The organism is Acinetobacter sp. ANC 7912, from assembly GCF_039862785.1.
GTDB lineage: Bacteria > Pseudomonadota > Gammaproteobacteria > Pseudomonadales > Moraxellaceae > Acinetobacter > Acinetobacter thermotolerans.
Genome location: NZ_CP156795.1, coordinates 2,056,512 through 2,071,777, shown reverse-complemented (window position 1 = coordinate 2,071,777; position 15,266 = coordinate 2,056,512). Strand labels below are relative to the sequence as shown.

Sequence of the window (15,266 nt, the reverse complement as noted above, 5' to 3'; positions counted from 1 at the left end):
TGATTATGCAAGAATTAACCATACCCATAATTGGTATAATGAAATCTCCCTATAAAGAAAAGTTCGGCATCCCACGTCAGCCGAATTTAGTGGATGTCGAGTCCTATATTGAAATGCAGTGGCCGTACAATGACCTGTTGGCTTTTGAAGGGATTGAGGCGTTCAGTCACTTATGGCTGCTGTGGCAGTTTCATGACAATAAGCATCAGGAAAACAGTAAGTTTCGCCCACAAGTCCGTCCACCACGTTTGGGTGGCAACAAGAAAATCGGTGTCTTTGCCACCCGTAGCATGTACCGGCCATCACCAATCGGGCTGTCTGTGGTGCAGCTGAAAGAAGTTAAAAAAGTCGGTAAATCAGTTCGAGTGTATGTGACGGGCAGTGACCTGCTAGACGGCACCCCGATTATCGATATTAAACCTTATATCCAGTATTCTGACTCAGTACCTGAAGCGCAAAGTGGCTACGCGCAAGATGAACCGGTACGCAAATATGTGGTCTGGTCTGAACAGGCAGAACTGGAAAGAAATCAGTTGATTCAAGAAAACAAGCTGTCGGAACATACCATTCGCGAACTTTTGGAAGTACTTGCGCTTGATCCACGTCCCGCGTATCAGGATGATCCGGAACGGGTTTATGGAATGCGTTTTGCCGATTTTAATATCAAATTTAGTGTCAATGACACGTCGGTGTTGATAGAAGAAATTGAGCTATAACAAAGGAGCCAGAAGGCTCCTTTATAATCTTGATTATTTAAATCCACTTAGTACTGCACTTAGTACTGTATCGATAGATTTCTGAGCTTGCTCATTAAAGAGATCGCATTCATGATCTAGAAGTGGATTGGCTTCATACCAATCAAAATTTTTACCAGCTTTATAATAGTCAGCATAGAAAAATTTACCGTCTGCTTCTACTAGAGCGGATTCATCATCTTCGACTAAGGTATCTCCATTTAAATAAACTTTGAATCCTGCAAAGTTCTTTTCTACTGTTGGTCTATCTCCGTAAAAATCTTTTACAGATGAGTAAGCATTCAGATGGTAAAAAGGCGTCATCACATATTCTTCAGAAGCATTTTCGGATTCGACCATTATGCATTCTGCACCTTTATCAAATTTAACGTCTTTAAATAAAGCCATATAATCACTTTGTTTGGCTTTAAAGTATTCGTTATCAATATATTCAGCTAATAGTTTGCCATCGAGCGGAATTGTCTTAACAGTTTGTGTAATAGTTAATAGATTGTGATTTTTAGATGAATAAGGCTTTTGAATCCACTCATTATTTAGACGTTGGAGAGTTCCAATTTCATAGCCATATTGTGTCTTGACATTGGAAATATCGTAATGATGATCTTTAGTTAAATAGTGATATGCGATTTGTGGAGCCCGTAATGTATTTGGTGTGCGATCTGAATACAGTTTTTCTCCAATAAGTGTAAACGTTTCTTTGGCTGCTTGGATTCCAATACCAGGATAGTAATAACTAGCAAATTTCGAAACAGTATTATTTTCATTATTTGGGTTAGTATTACCTGTATTACCTGTATTACCTGTATTACCTGTATTACCTGTATTATTTTCTGTTGTTTCAGTATTGGCTGAACCATTTTTGAGGATTTGTACTATTGGAAGAGTCACTGCTACTTCCACCACCTCCACAAGCAGTCAATAAAAAAGCAGAAAATAGCGATAAAGAAAGTGTTTTAAATTTCATTTTTTATAACTCTATTTGATTAGACCTCTTGCGAAAGTCGTTATTGCAAGTTCATCCGGTTTACCAGTGCAGCGATTAAGTTAATGCGTAAACCGAATCTTTTTCGTCTATTTCGATAGCGTTCACTTAGTATTCTAAATCTTTTCAATTGACTATTAATATGTTCGATTACAACTCGTATTTTTCCAATCATTTTATTGTAATTTTTCTCAGCATCAAATAAGGGGAAATTCTTCTTTTTCTTTATTGGCATCAATAACTTAAAGCCATCTTGCTCTAACCCATAGTACCCTAAATCGGTCATAACATAGTCACAATGTTTGAATTTCTTAACTGTTTTTCTTGCCAATTTAATATCATGCTGACTGCCAGACGATATATCTACTCCTATGATTTGTTTGCTCTTCGGATGATAGATCACTTGGGCTTTTAACGTATGTTTCTTCTTTTTACCACTGTAAAACTTACTCTGATTTTTTTTTCGGGCGTTCTATTGAACATTCTGTCGCATCAATAATTACCCAGTTAAATTGTTCGTCTGCTGTGGTAATGCTTCGTTTTGGCAGGGTAAAACGTCTTGATTTCATTAATGCATCTTCAACCTTTTTAATAGTTCGATTCACATTACTTTCAGCGATATGGTAATTTGCAGCCAATTCCAATTGAGTGCTGTAATTCCGTAAGTAATTGAGTGTTAATAATAATTGATCCTCTATAGCTAAAGTATGAGGACGCCCAGATTTCTTTTTAAGTGATTCTGCTTCTTTTAAAACTTCGACCATTTCACTAAAAACTGGTCGAGGTACACCAACCAAGCGCTTGAATTCAGAATCTGAAAAACGGTTTAATTTCTGATATTTCATGAAATCTATATTGAGGTAGTTTTTACTTTCGCAAGAGGTCTATTTATTTTTTATAAAGAAATTAGACAAAATTAAGATTTGTCGATGATTATTATATGAAAAATTATTTCTTTTCTAAAGCATCCACCATAAAATCCCGATCAAAACTGCCATATGCAGAATCTGGATCGGTGCAAAGTACAGGACATATTTCAAACCACCGGTCAGTCCTGCATTTACCGATTTTGCTATGGCATGTGCAGCTAAACCAATTAATAAAGCTTGAATGAGCCGGACATCGGATGGATCTCCCTGTATCACGACACTGGCCATGGCTGCATGGATCTCAAAAAGCGAAGCTAGCAATGTACCAGCGAGTAACCCTGCATCGCCAAGCCAGAGTTCCAGTCCATAAATCCCCGCCTGAATTAAAGTGAGAGCGGTCGCAATAATAATGGCTTCTTTCAAGCTAAACATCTGGCTATCTTCTTTATTATTATTTTCAGGCGGTTTGGCCTTACGGATCAGTAAAAAGGCACAACCCGCCAGAATTGCCATCGCAATAAAGGAAGGTAATAACAAAATTTTCAGCCAGGCCAAGGACACTCCACCGACCACAATAAATAATAGGACCAAGGTGGAAATACAGGACATCAATGCAGCACCGGCATTGGTGCGAGCATCCATTTCACCTTTACGTACTTGTAGCCCAAGCTGGGCAATGGTCGCGGTACTGGAAACAAAGCCGGAAGCTATCGAAGACAGCATCAGTGCATTTTTAGTGGAGAGTAGCCGTTTGGCGATATGCGCTAGTGCCTGTACCACCAGAATCAGGGTTAACAGCTTTAAAATCAGATAAGGATTGAGGACCTTGCCCCAGAGTGGAGTATCGGGCGTTAGGGGTAAGCCAATCAAAACTAATGCCAGTAACAATAAACCATCCCTGAATTCAGCTTCGGTAATCCATTGTCCGGCAATGCTATGCATGGAATGTTTGGCCCGCAGGATCACGGTAAGGAGAATGGCCAAACCTGCCGCTAAAGGAATATTCCACAGACAGATTGCGCCAATGAAGTAAGTCATAACAAAGGCCAGTTCGGTAGTAATCCCAGGATCATTGGACTGATGTTGAATCGAAAAAATCACCATACCGCCAATGATCAGCGCACCTGCCAGACCAATTGCGGAGCCAAACAGAAAGCATAAGGCACCGAGCAGGGCACAAATGGCAAAAGAACGTAAACCGGCAAAGCTGGCTTGCTGTTCCCGCTGTTCATGGCGTTCCCGCTCCAGACCAATGAGCAGGCCGCAACCTAATGCTGAGGTCAATATGGTCAGCAGCTCATGAAAAGAACTGTCTGTGGTGAGAAGCGAACTCAAATCCATACCTGATCTCGTATTATTCTTATGATTTCAACTATAAGCGACAAACAAAAAAAATGAACAAGAAAAAATAGATTACATCATTAAGGAAAGAGAATTACGCTCAAGGTCCAAGAAAGCTAGCCTGTTGCAGAATCAGGCAGATGACCTAACAGAGCATGCCTAAAGTCTCTAAAAACTTGGTATAGTGGAGGCAAGTTTGGGGACTTATAACAATGAAATTTGACTTCGAAATCGATACCGGCTGGTGTCTGGAACAATTATTTAAAGACGGGAAAATCAGTGAACGTGACCGTATGCTGGTCCAGACCACACATCGTCAGCGCGAACAGCTGAAATGGCATCCTTTGCAATGGATCGCCCATTTTAATCTGGTTGACCGATCTCATCCCCAAAGCACATTAACTTTAAACCGCTTATGCCAATGGCTAGCAGAAAAAACCGGTCTGCCATTTTATATTATTGATCCCTTAAAGGCCGATGTGCAGGCATTAACCTCGGTCATGTCACAGGAATATGCACAGCGTAACCGGATTCTGGCAGTAGAAATTCAGCCGGATAAAGTGCTGATTGCCACCGATCAACCTTATCAAACCGAATGGATGGCCAGCCTGCAGCAAAATATCAGCCCACGAAAAATTGAACGGGTATTGCTCAGTCCAGATCAATTACAACGTTATATTGTTGAATATTATCAGGTCAGCCGTGCCGTCAGTGGTTCGCAGCGTTCCTCAGCTTATGACCGGGAAAATAAAGGCGTGGAAGCCTTATTGCAGCTGGGTGATACCCAGAATCCGGATGCCAATGACCAGCATATTGTCAAGTTGGTGGACTGGGTGCTGCAGTTTGCCTTTGAGCAGGGTGCCAGTGATATTCACATGGAACCACGTAAGGATACTGGCAAGATCCGTTTCCGGATTGATGGCGTACTGCATACTATTTACAACATGCCGGCGAATACACTTACGGCTGTTATCTCACGTATTAAAATCCTCGGCCGGATGAATGTAGCGGAAAAACGAAAACCACAAGATGGTCGTCTGAAAACCCGTACACCTAAAGGGCAGGAAACAGAACTACGTTTATCGACTTTGCCCACAGCCTTTAGTGAAAAGCTGGTCATGCGTATCTTTGACCCAGAAGTTCTGGTCAGAAGTTTCCAACAGCTTGGTTTTGAAGGCCATTTGCTGAATGACTGGAACAAGCTGACCAGCCATAGTCATGGGATTATTCTGGTCACAGGTCCGACTGGTTCCGGTAAAACCACGACCTTATATTCAACTTTAAAGCAGTTGGCGACCGAAGAAGTCAATGTCTGTACCATTGAAGATCCGATTGAAATGCTCGAGCCGAGCTTTAACCAGATGCAGGTCAATACCGGCATTGATCTTGGTTTTGCTGATGGTGTACGTGCGTTAATGCGACAGGATCCGGACATTATCATGGTCGGGGAGATTCGTGATGAAGATACGGCCAATATGGCCATTCAGGCCGCGTTGACCGGTCACCTTGTGCTTTCAACCCTACATACTAACGATGCGCCGTCGAGTCTGACCCGTTTGCATGATCTTGGGGTACAGCCATTCCTGACCGCTGCCACAATTCTAGGTGTGCTGGCGCAGCGTCTGGTGCGTACGCTGTGTCCGCATTGCAAGGAAGAAGGCTTTATGGATGAGCAGGAATGGCAGCACCTGACCGCAGATTATCCATTGCCACGTCCTGAGTTTGTCTTTCATCCGGTCGGTTGTGATGAATGCCGTAATACCGGCTATAAAGGCCGTATCGGGATTTATGAGTTTATGCCGCTCAGCCTGAATACCAAGCAGCTGATTGGCGCGAATGCTAATTTAGACCAACTCCGTGCCCAGGCGAAAAAAGAAGGTATTGAGCCGCTCAGAATTGCGGGTGCACGCAAGATCTTGGAAGGGGTGACCACGCTGGAAGAAGTACTACGCGTTGTGCCGCTGAATTAATGTTGGGTGAATGAATTTTTATTTTTTTATGAAAATGAAGTTTTCTTAAGATTCAATTCATCTTCAGCTGTTTTAATGGCTTCATCGAAACAAGGCAGCGTAAAAAGGTACTGAAAATGAAAACTATGATCAAAGCAATGTTAGCCGTAGTCATGATGGGTTCAACTGCAACTGTCGCAATCGCGCAAGACCAAGTGGTCAATCAACATGCATTTGCTAAAACAGTCACTGTCAAACAGGCGCTGGGTATGAAAGATGACAGCAAAGTGCAGTTAAAAGGTCATGTGGTGAAATCGGTAGGTGATGAGAAATATCAGTTCCGTGATAGCACCGGTACCATCACTGTCGAAATCGATGATGAGTTATGGCAAGGAAAACCGGTGTCTGCCAAAACACCAATTACTATCATTGGTGAGGTAGACGTGGACTACAAACCAGCAAAACGTGTTGAAATCGATGTCGATGAAGTCCGTTTCAACTAAGTTAAGGAATTAGGCAGAAAAAGCCTGGACGAAAAAAGCCATATGCGATATTACAAAAAGCATGTGGCTTTTTTTATTGTCAATTCATCATGATAGCTTAAAACATCAGGACAAAAGTTTATGCGTATATTGCTGGCAGAAGATGATGCTTCACAGGCTGAAAGCATCCAGACCTGGCTGGAAATGGACGGTTATGTGATTGACTGGGTCGAGCGGGGTGATCATGCTATTCTGGCGCTGGAACAGCATCAGTATGACTGTGTGCTGCTGGATCGTGGGCTACCACAAGCCAGTGGCGATGAAATTCTAACGACGTTACGCAAACTGCAAAAAGATACACCGGTAATTTTTATTACTGCCAGAGACACGGTTCATGACCGGGTGGAAGGGCTGGATCTGGGCGCTAATGATTATCTGGTGAAACCGTTTAGCCTGGAAGAACTTTCTGCCCGGATTCGCGCACAGATTCGCCTGCAGCAGAAAAGCCAAGGTAATATCTTGAAATGGGAAGATTTGGAGCTGGATGTGCAAGCGAAAACGCTGACCAAGGCCGGCCAGCCGGTGAATATGACCACCAAGGAATTCCAGATTCTGCATAAACTGATGCAAAAGCCGGAGCATGTAGTGACCCGGGAACAGCTGGAAGAATCCCTGTATGCTTGGGGGGATGAGATAGAAAGCAATGCCATTGAAGTGTTTATCTATCAGCTGCGCAAGAAAATAGGCAGTCAGATGATCAAGACCATCCGTGGGTTGGGTTATCGTATGCATAAGGCTGAAGGATAAATTGAGATGGTTCAGGTGATTTCGCTGCAGCAAAAGCTGATCAAGAATGCCATGTACAGCTCGATTTTGGCCGGCTGTCTGGCTTGGTTGTTGCTGATAGGTGTTTCTGGTTATCAGGCCATGCATCTGCATGATGAACTGATGGAAGAAATTGCTGAATCGCTGTTAGGTGATGTCACTCAAGGCCAGCATGTCGATGAGATCAGTGAAGAATTCGATATCCAGTATCAGCTCTGGCTAGATCAGGAGGTATTAACCACTTCTGAAGCGCAAGATCTGTTGCCACAACAATTACTGATGCATTCGGGACAACATTTTGAATGGGTCGATGGTCAGTTGCTACGAACTCATGTTGAGGAAAATGAAGAACTCAAGGTTCTAGTGGTGCAACCAGTCTCTATTCGGACTGAGCGGATTTTGCATACCGCTTTAGGTTTTGGACTCGTTCTTATTCTCTTGTGGCTGCTGCAATGGCTGCTACTGAAAATATTGGTTAAACGCCAGTTACAGCCTTTAAACCGAATCTCTAAAGAAATTGCTTCCAAATCGGCTCAAGATTTAAGTGCAGTCGTTTCTCCTGAGCCAGAAATTCGTGAACTTCAACCGATCGTCAGTCAACTCAATCATATGTTATTCCGGGTTAAGCAGTCCTTGAGTGCAGAACAGCGCTTTACTGCGGATGCATCTCATGAGCTGCGTTCACCACTCTCCGCAATACAGATGCGTTTACAGGTGTTAAAGCGCAAGTATCAGGATCATGCAACCTTGCCACAGGATCTGGCACAGATTGAAAAGGATGTCAGCCGGGGTACTCAGGTACTGGAAAATCTGTTGCTGCTTGCCCGCCTGGATCCTGAGCAACAACAGAACTTGCCGCGACAACCGCTTCAACTGGTAGACCTTATTCAAGATGGTTTAAAAGCATTGGCGCCGTTTGTACAGGAAAAGCAGTTAAATCTGCAGCTGGATTTAAATCCGGTGGACATCCATGGCAATGCCGAACTGGTGTTTAGTTGTTTCAGAAATTTGATCGACAATGCGATTAAATATACACCGTCTGCGGGTACGGTCGTGATTCAGACGCAGCAGAAAAATGCTCAAGTGGTGGTGACCATTGAAAACTCGGGTGAGGGACTTCCGGAAGAAACCTTACGGCGACTCGGTGAGCGTTTCTATCGAGCTTTGGGAACGAAAACCCAGGGTTCAGGCTTGGGAATTTCTATCTGCCAGAAGATCATGCAATTGCATCAAGGTAAGATCGAGTTTCACCACTCTGATCTGGGCGGCCTGAAGGTGATTGTCACTTTTACCCAAGCTTAAAAAGCGGTTTTGATCAAACAGCAGTATGTAGAGATTCATACTGCCTATGACCACGTTTATTCTTGTCTATTGTAATTATTATTTGGTCAGAATGAGACGGTTGTTACGGGTCAGACGTAAGCGATATTCCTCTCCCGCGTGCATGATACGAATTTCACGGCCGAGCGCAAACAGGTTATTCGAGTGCAGCATCGGTAAAGCGTGCTGATTGTCATGATGACGCTTAAATAAGCTAAAAGGTGCGTTCATTCCTTGGACTCCGTGGTATGTGTTTGGAATGAGTTAAATGATAATCATTATCAAATAAAGCTGTCAACGTTTCATTTTTTCAATTTCTAAAAAAATGGCTTTGACTTACAATTTGTAATATTTCTAGCCATTTAAAATCCTTATGTCCAAGCCAAATATTCATGTCGCGATTGCCTTGTTATTCCATCAAAATCAGGTACTGGTGGGCTGGCGCGAGGCCAAACAGCATCAAGGTAACAAGTATGAGTTTCCTGGGGGCAAAGTCGAGGCTAATGAAACTCCGGTACAAGCCTGCCGTAGAGAAATTCAGGAAGAAGTCGGTATCGACATTGAGCTTTGGCATCCTTTCGACTTTATCCGGCATGAATATGAAGATGTGATTGTGCATCTGTATCTGTTCCATGCCAGTGTGAGCAAAGACCTGCTTGCACAGATTCAGCAGCCGTGGAACTGGTATAGCCGCCAACAGTTGCAAGCCCTGAATTTTCCGAAAGCCAATGATGTGATTCTGGAAAAACTGCTCTGGCCAGAGATGATCAAGATCAGTAGTGATCTGAGTGACCTGGAAAAACCTGAAGACAACCAGTTGCTATATTGGCGTGTGGATGCGACAGCAGAGCAGGCGACAAAACTGATAGATTTATCAGCAGAACAATTAAGCAAATTGATCATCAATCATGAGCTGTATGTGCTGCTGGATGAAAAATTACAGCAAGGCATCCAAACACTACATTTCAAGCAAAGTCAGTTAGAACAATTCCAAAGTACAGATCGTATTTTAGGCAAACGTTATATCGCGGCCTGCCATGATCTGATTTCAGCCCAAAAAGCTGAACAGATCGGCTGTGAAGCGATTTTTCTCAGTCCTGTGTTGCCAACAGCCACACATAGCGAGGTTGAACCGTTAGGTTGGGGTGCATTTGAACAGATCGCCAAACAGATTCAGATTCCAGCTTTTGCACTCGGCGGCATTAAAAAACAAGATTTAAAACTGGCACAGTCCTGTCATGCCTACGGCATCGCAGGCATTCGTGGTGTCTAAGTAAGTCAGTATCTAAGAGAAAGTATTAGCCCAGTGCTTTTAAGGCATTCTGGGCTTTTTTGATGGTCTGCGCATTCTGCTGCTGTTGACCGGCTTTCAGAATCACCTGCCAGAGCTGCTTTTTCATCGGCTTGCTTTGTGCATAAGTGAGACCACGCTGGGCAAAAGCCTGTGCATTAGACGGCTTGTTTTTGCGGTTAGCCAGCATACCCAGGTACAGGTAAGTTTCAGCAGATTGAGGCGCCAGACGTTGCGCCTGTAGCACACTGGCTTCTGTCTGATCAAATTTCTGAGCCTTATAGGCTGCTTTGGTCTGCTGCATCAGCTTCTGGAACGCAGGGAGCTGACGGCCATCATCAAATTTTTGTGCACGAGGCTTTTGATCCGGCACCACGATTTTCTGACGTTTAATCTCCGGATGATCATACGGAGTAATCACCACACCATCAGATTTTTGTACCTGTGGTTTCGGCGGTACAGGTTTTTTAGGTGCCGGGGTGGATTCCTGAACGGTCTGGCAACCCACTAGTGTGATCAAAACGGTACTGATCAGGATTTTCTGAAACATAAGCCTCACTCAATTAGTGTGTATAACTACCGCTCGAGATGATACGTGTATCTTCGTCAGAATCACGTTGGTTTTCCGTATCTGCTTCTTCAATCCAGCCGCCAATACTATCGTTCTGTTCAGCAGGTGCTGTTTCTTCAGAATCGATACTATAAGGCTCTGTTCTATAATGCGATGCACCACAAGCAGTGGCATGATTTGGCAGACTGTGACGAGTCAGCGGGATATACATGGCACCCGGACAGCCTTGTGCAGACAGATGACCGGTTGCGCGATCGACCCATTGCCACAGTACATCACCTGGCTGTGTCAGCATGACTGGTTTATGGCGCAGGTTTTTCATTACGTTAATCCATACCGGCAGGGCACCCGAAGAACCGGTCAGGCCTGTGACTTTGTTATCATCCAGACCGAGCCAGACCACAGTCAGGTAATTACCTGAATAACCGGCAAACCAGGAGTCACGGGTATCATTGGTTGTTCCTGATTTACCTGCCAGGCCGAGATTGCTGGGGAAAGTTGCATAAGCTGCGCGACCGGTACCGCTACTCATGACCTGTTGTAGACCATTATTTAGCAAGTAAGCATAAGATGGTTCAATGGTCGGCTGTACAGTCAGGCCATAACGTTCCAGCAGATGGCCATTGGCATCCACCACCGAACGGATGGCTTTGACTGGATATTTAAAGCCGCCAGTCGCGAAGTTGCCATAGATGCTCATCACTTCCATGGGTGACATATCCACCGCACCCAGATAAATCGATGGGTAATTTGGAATGTCGGAAGTCACACCAAATTTTTTCAGGTGATTGATAAAGGTCGACATGCCAAATTCCTGTGCCAGACGAACGGCCGACAGGTTATAGGAATTCGCTAATGCTTCAGACATTGGCACCACGCCATGCGGACGGCCACTATAGTTGCGAGGCGTCCAAGGCTTGCCATCACTCTGAATGCTGATTTCACTGTCTTCGATCGGGCTACCCCAATGGTAGCGATTGGATTCCAGTGCAGTCAGGTAAATCACTGGTTTCAGCAATGAACCGACCTGACGTTTGGCATCTAGAGCACGGTTAAAGCCGGTAAAGTCCTGAGTCGAGCCTACAGCAGCAACCAGTTCACCATTTTCTGGATGCGTCACAAGTACTGCACCTTGCAGGTCTTTCAGACGTCCCGGATTTGATTTGCTTAAACGTGCAACCGTCGATTTAAAGCTTTCCTGAATACGGGTTTGGGCCAGTGGATCAAGCGTCGTAAAAATACGCAGACCCTGGTTGGTAATGTCCGATTCCTGATATTCAGTCCGTAACTGACGACGCACGATATCCAGGAAATCCGGGAAGCGTGCTGGACCTAAGGTTGGTTTTGTAATGACATTGAGTGGACGAGCTTTCTCTGTTTCATACTGATCCTGAGTCAGATAACCCATCACCAGCATGTTATTCAGTACGATGTCACGGCGACGTTTCGCAGCTTCCGGATTACGCCAAGGATTATACAGGGTAGGACCCTGAACCAGACCGACCAGATAAGCCTGCTGGGCAATATTCAGTTCACGTAATGGCAGACCAAAATAGAACTGCGATGCCAGACCGTAACCATTAATGGAATAGTTGCCGTTTTGGCCCAGATTTACTTCATTTAAATAAGCTTCAAGGATTTCGTCCTTGTCATAGTGCAATTCAACCAAGAGTGCCATTAAGGCTTCATTGACCTTACGCTTGATGGTGCGTTCTGGCGACAGGTAGAAGTTTTTCACCAGCTGTTGGGTCAGGGTTGAGCCACCCTGACGGGTGCCACCAGTGACATTGCTGACCACTGCACGTGCCAGACCACGAATCGACACGCCATGGTGATGGTAGAAATTCCGGTCTTCAGTCGCAATCAGGGCATTAATCAGTGGTTTCGGTACATTACTGAGTTTGATCAGCACACGGTCTTCATTATGTTGTGGGTAAATCCCGCCAATCAGCAAAGGTTCTAAACGCGCAATACCGGAAGATGACGGTTTGGTTGCACTGACATCACCGATCTGATCACCATTGAAGCTGACTTTTAACACCTGTTCAGGTTCAACGCGGTCACCAAAGTCAAAGCCACGAGTATGTACATACATGGTATCGCCAGAGCTGACATAGCTGCCAGACTGAGCATAGTTTTGTGCATTTTTATAGCCAAGAAGTTTAAGCTCTTCTTGAAGGTCCTGCTGGCTGACCGGGGCATTGACATAAATTTCCATCGGTCGGGCAAAGACCTTGGCCGGAATGTCCCAGCGTTGTCCCTCAAACTTGTCACGCACAATATTATCTAAACGAATCAAATAGATACTAAAAGCAACAAAGGCTGAAATGACCAAAACGGAAAAGATTAAGGCAATAAACCCTAAACCACGTTGATACTTCATAAATGATGATAAGAATCTGTGAAATTCTGCTAATCATGCGAAGCTTTTATGGAATTTGCAATATTTAATACGGTCACGTCTGAAAAAATGCAGACAAACAGGTAACTTAGCTGAGCTAATATCTTGTTGATTTGTAATATTGGTGATTTAAAACGCACTGAAAATTGTCATCCAGAACCTGCTTAATGCTATTATAGAAGGGATTCGTAGTGGAGCGACGACACTGGTGCTAATTTCACATAAGACATTTCGAAATATCGGGTTAGTAGGACGTCCTGATAAATCTTCAGTCGTTGAAACTTTATGTCTTATACATGATCATTTGCTGAATTTGGGGCTGCATCCCGTATTTGATACAGATACGGCAGCATTGGTGCCCTATGAAAATACCCAAACCGTCAGCCGTTCCCTGTTGGGCGAAGTCGTTGATCTGGTGATTGTCGTCGGTGGTGATGGTTCACTGCTGCATGCAGCACGCGCGCTGGTTAAATACAATATTCCCGTGGTAGGTGTAAACCGTGGTCGTCTGGGCTTCTTGACTGATATCAAACCTACGGAAGTGATCTTTAAACTGGATCAGGTTTTAAAGGGCGAATTTCAGATTGAACGCCGTTTCCTGCTGGAACTGGAAATTCGCTCTAAAAATGAAATTATCCATGATGCGATTGCCCTGAATGATGTAGTACTGCATTCAGGTAAATCGGTGCACATGATCGATTTCGAATTGAATATTGATGGTCAGTATGTTTACCGCCAGCATAGTGACGGCCTGATTGTGGCAACGCCAACCGGTTCAACCGCGTATGCCTTGTCTGGTGGTGGTCCGATTGTGCATCCAACCATGGATGCGATTGTGCTGGTGCCGATGCATCCACATACCTTGTCTTCCCGTCCGATCGTGGTGGGAGGGCAGAGCGAAATCAAGCTGGTGATCCGGGAAAACCGGGTTCCACCGATGGTCAGTGCAGATGGGCAACACAGCATTGCCCTAAATATTGGTGATACCATCCATATTCGTAAGCACCCATTTAAGCTGCAACTTTTACACCCACCGGGTTATGATTTCTATAATGCCTGTCGTACCAAACTCGGCTGGAACCAAGATTTTGATTATATGAATCGGGATTAAATCATGAATATTGAACAAATGCTTGCCATGCTCAATCCTGAGATTGTAGACCGTCTGCGCACTGCAATTGAAATTGGTAAATGGCCGAATGGTGTGGCACTGACAGATGAACAGCGTCAAACTTGTATGCAGGCCGTTTATGCCTGGGAAATTAAACATCTGCCTGAAACTGAGCGCAGTGGTTATATCGACCGTGGGACCAAAGAAGAAGGCGAACAGTGTGATGATGATCATCACAAGAATGAGCCGGAATTTAAGCCGATCCGTTTCGTTTAATTGCGAAAAAAATAAAAAGACCACAGTTGTGGTCTTTTTTATGTCTGAGATAAATCGCTTACTTAAACTGAAAGTCTGCTGTTCCACAGTTCTTTGGCTTTTTGCATGGCTGCTTCATAGCTGTCACAAACCTGCATGGTATAGAGTGCGATGCCCATGGTTTCAGTCACGGCGATTTCGCCATATTCATGCGAACGTTTGCCTTCCCAGCCCTCTTTAAAGATTGCCAGATCCAGTTCTTCTTCAATCGGGCTACGGTTGTCGGTCAGTTTTGGTAGTTCATGTTCATATAGTTCGCCATCTTTAATCCCACAAATTAAAGTTTTGGCATCCGGATTACGTTCAAATTCGCCACCTTCACCTTTAATTACAGCACTGTTTTGATAGCCAAGTTTAAACGCCGAACGTTGGTGTGAACCACGGTAAGCTGGGTGGAAGATTGCCTGTAAAGTGGCTTTGGCATTAAATGGATTGATCAGACGCGCCAGGGTATGTACCGGGGAGCGCAGACCCATGACATTACGTAGGTTGATGAGATCCGCCAGAATTGGAGAAATAACATCTAATGGCAGGTAGGCAAAATGTTTTTCCTGTAATTGCTGTTCAACTTCAGTATCGCTCTGACAGATTGGATAGCCCAAGTATTCCAGCACCTGTTCCGTATAGACACGGTTAATGGTATGACCTGATGCTCCATGCATCACAATGTTATAGCCATGTTTGGCTAAGGTGAGGGCAGCCAGAATAAACCAAGGGTAGTGCTTGCGCTTGCCAGCATAAGAAGACCAGTCCAGATCAACATTCAAAGGCTTAAACTTAAGCTGGTCGCGAGTGGCCTGAACAAAGCCTGCCAGCTCATCTACCGATTCTTCTTTAACTCGTAACAGCATTAGGAAAGCGCCCAGCTGCACGTCCAGGACTTCCTGATTCAGAATCATGGTCCAGGCTTGATAGGCTTCATCATAAGTTAATGAACGTGCGCCGTTTTTTCCCTTACCGATGATACGGATAAACTGGGCAAAAGGATGTTCGGTATCTTTATAGATATTTCGTTTAGTGGTCATGACAGTCCATCAGTCATTTTCGTTCAATT

At 44.3% G+C, this 15,266-nt stretch carries 15 protein-coding genes; 8 read left to right on the top strand and 7 right to left on the bottom strand.

What is annotated here, in order from left to right; all coding sequences use genetic code 11:
* Positions 1–5 precede the first annotated feature (5 nt).
* Positions 6–716: a tRNA (N6-threonylcarbamoyladenosine(37)-N6)-methyltransferase TrmO gene (gene tsaA / locus ABEF84_RS10210; protein WP_034583107.1), complete on the top strand. Its 711-nt coding sequence runs from the start codon at positions 6–8 to the stop codon at positions 714–716.
* A gap of 33 nt (positions 717–749) precedes the next feature.
* Here the strand turns inward: tsaA and ABEF84_RS10205 are convergent, their stop codons facing one another.
* From ABEF84_RS10205 to ABEF84_RS10195, 3 genes are all read right to left on the bottom strand, one after another.
* Complete coding sequence (locus ABEF84_RS10205; protein WP_347473680.1) at positions 750–1,655, bottom strand: hypothetical protein; 906 nt, start codon at positions 1,653–1,655, stop codon at positions 750–752.
* Positions 1,656–1,759: 104 nt separating this feature from the next.
* Positions 1,760–2,582 (bottom strand): IS5 family transposase gene (locus tag ABEF84_RS10200; protein WP_141667073.1). Its coding sequence is split into 2 segments (ribosomal slippage): positions 1,760–2,200 and positions 2,202–2,582, totalling 822 coding nucleotides; the frame shifts between segments, so codons are not numbered across the junction.
* A gap of 114 nt (positions 2,583–2,696) precedes the next feature.
* Complete coding sequence (locus ABEF84_RS10195) at positions 2,697–3,947, bottom strand: MgtC/SapB family protein (RefSeq protein ID WP_347455908.1); 1,251 nt, start codon at positions 3,945–3,947, stop codon at positions 2,697–2,699.
* 212 nt (positions 3,948–4,159) lie between these two features.
* On the opposite strand from ABEF84_RS10195, the gene ABEF84_RS10190 reads away from it, so the two are divergent.
* The 4 genes from ABEF84_RS10190 to ABEF84_RS10175 all read left to right on the top strand — a co-directional run bounded on the left by ABEF84_RS10190 (position 4,160) and on the right by ABEF84_RS10175 (position 8,505).
* Positions 4,160–5,917: a GspE/PulE family protein gene (locus ABEF84_RS10190; protein WP_347455907.1), complete on the top strand. Its 1,758-nt coding sequence runs from the start codon at positions 4,160–4,162 to the stop codon at positions 5,915–5,917.
* 116 nt (positions 5,918–6,033) lie between these two features.
* On the top strand, positions 6,034–6,399 hold the full coding sequence (locus ABEF84_RS10185; protein WP_347455219.1) for a NirD/YgiW/YdeI family stress tolerance protein: 366 nt from the start codon (positions 6,034–6,036) through the stop codon (positions 6,397–6,399).
* A 120-nt stretch (positions 6,400–6,519) separates the two neighbouring features.
* The gene (locus tag ABEF84_RS10180) at positions 6,520–7,185 is read left to right on the top strand and encodes a response regulator transcription factor (protein ID WP_347455906.1); all 666 of its coding nucleotides are present in this window, start codon (positions 6,520–6,522) and stop codon (positions 7,183–7,185) included.
* Positions 7,186–7,191: 6 nt separating this feature from the next.
* Positions 7,192–8,505, top strand: coding sequence for an ATP-binding protein (locus tag ABEF84_RS10175; protein WP_347455905.1), 1,314 nt, complete (start codon positions 7,192–7,194; stop codon positions 8,503–8,505).
* 78 nt (positions 8,506–8,583) lie between these two features.
* Here ABEF84_RS10175 and hemP read toward each other — a convergent pair whose 3' ends face one another.
* Positions 8,584–8,754, bottom strand: coding sequence for a hemin uptake protein HemP (gene hemP / locus ABEF84_RS10170; protein ID WP_034583091.1), 171 nt, complete (start codon positions 8,752–8,754; stop codon positions 8,584–8,586).
* A gap of 142 nt (positions 8,755–8,896) precedes the next feature.
* On the opposite strand from hemP, the gene ABEF84_RS10165 reads away from it, so the two are divergent.
* Positions 8,897–9,796, top strand: a complete 900-nt coding sequence (locus ABEF84_RS10165; protein ID WP_347455904.1) for an NUDIX domain-containing protein — start codon at positions 8,897–8,899, stop codon at positions 9,794–9,796.
* Between the two features lie 25 nt (positions 9,797–9,821).
* On the opposite strand, the gene ABEF84_RS10160 is transcribed toward ABEF84_RS10165, so the two are convergent.
* Together ABEF84_RS10160 and mrcB are read right to left on the bottom strand one after the other, a co-directional pair.
* Entirely contained in the window at positions 9,822–10,364 is a 543-nt protein-coding gene (locus tag ABEF84_RS10160; RefSeq protein WP_347455903.1) for a tetratricopeptide repeat protein, read from the bottom strand.
* Positions 10,365–10,377: 13 nt separating this feature from the next.
* Complete coding sequence (mrcB, locus tag ABEF84_RS10155; protein WP_347473679.1) at positions 10,378–12,768, bottom strand: penicillin-binding protein 1B; 2,391 nt, start codon at positions 12,766–12,768, stop codon at positions 10,378–10,380.
* A gap of 226 nt (positions 12,769–12,994) precedes the next feature.
* Between mrcB and ABEF84_RS10150 the strand changes: the two genes are divergently transcribed.
* Both ABEF84_RS10150 and ABEF84_RS10145 read left to right on the top strand, forming a co-directional pair.
* Positions 12,995–13,897, top strand: coding sequence for an NAD(+) kinase (locus ABEF84_RS10150; protein WP_034583081.1), 903 nt, complete (start codon positions 12,995–12,997; stop codon positions 13,895–13,897).
* Between the two features lie 3 nt (positions 13,898–13,900).
* A complete protein-coding gene (locus tag ABEF84_RS10145; RefSeq protein WP_034583079.1) occupies positions 13,901–14,173 on the top strand; it encodes a YeaC family protein in 273 nt (90 codons plus the stop codon).
* Between the two features lie 62 nt (positions 14,174–14,235).
* On the opposite strand, the gene ABEF84_RS10140 is transcribed toward ABEF84_RS10145, so the two are convergent.
* Positions 14,236–15,237: a glycosyl transferase family protein gene (locus ABEF84_RS10140; protein WP_347454859.1), complete on the bottom strand. Its 1,002-nt coding sequence runs from the start codon at positions 15,235–15,237 to the stop codon at positions 14,236–14,238.
* Positions 15,238–15,266: the final 29 nt, after the last annotated feature.

Bases quoted from the DNA above. Each gene is read 5' to 3' on its own strand.
- tsaA (WP_034583107.1), top strand. From the start codon at position 6: ATGCAAGAATTAACCATACCCATAATTGGTATAATGAAATCTCCCTAT.
- ABEF84_RS10195 (WP_347455908.1), bottom strand. From the start codon at position 3,947: ATGGATTTGAGTTCGCTTCTCACCACAGACAGTTCTTTTCATGAGCTG.
- ABEF84_RS10190 (WP_347455907.1), top strand. From the start codon at position 4,160: ATGAAATTTGACTTCGAAATCGATACCGGCTGGTGTCTGGAACAATTA.
- ABEF84_RS10185 (WP_347455219.1), top strand. From the start codon at position 6,034: ATGAAAACTATGATCAAAGCAATGTTAGCCGTAGTCATGATGGGTTCA.
- ABEF84_RS10180 (WP_347455906.1), top strand. From the start codon at position 6,520: ATGCGTATATTGCTGGCAGAAGATGATGCTTCACAGGCTGAAAGCATC.
- ABEF84_RS10175 (WP_347455905.1), top strand. From the start codon at position 7,192: ATGGTTCAGGTGATTTCGCTGCAGCAAAAGCTGATCAAGAATGCCATG.
- hemP (WP_034583091.1), bottom strand. From the start codon at position 8,754: ATGAACGCACCTTTTAGCTTATTTAAGCGTCATCATGACAATCAGCAC.
- ABEF84_RS10165 (WP_347455904.1), top strand. From the start codon at position 8,897: ATGTCCAAGCCAAATATTCATGTCGCGATTGCCTTGTTATTCCATCAA.
- ABEF84_RS10160 (WP_347455903.1), bottom strand. From the start codon at position 10,364: ATGTTTCAGAAAATCCTGATCAGTACCGTTTTGATCACACTAGTGGGT.
- mrcB (WP_347473679.1), bottom strand. From the start codon at position 12,768: ATGAAGTATCAACGTGGTTTAGGGTTTATTGCCTTAATCTTTTCCGTT.
- ABEF84_RS10145 (WP_034583079.1), top strand. From the start codon at position 13,901: ATGAATATTGAACAAATGCTTGCCATGCTCAATCCTGAGATTGTAGAC.
- ABEF84_RS10140 (WP_347454859.1), bottom strand. From the start codon at position 15,237: ATGACCACTAAACGAAATATCTATAAAGATACCGAACATCCTTTTGCC.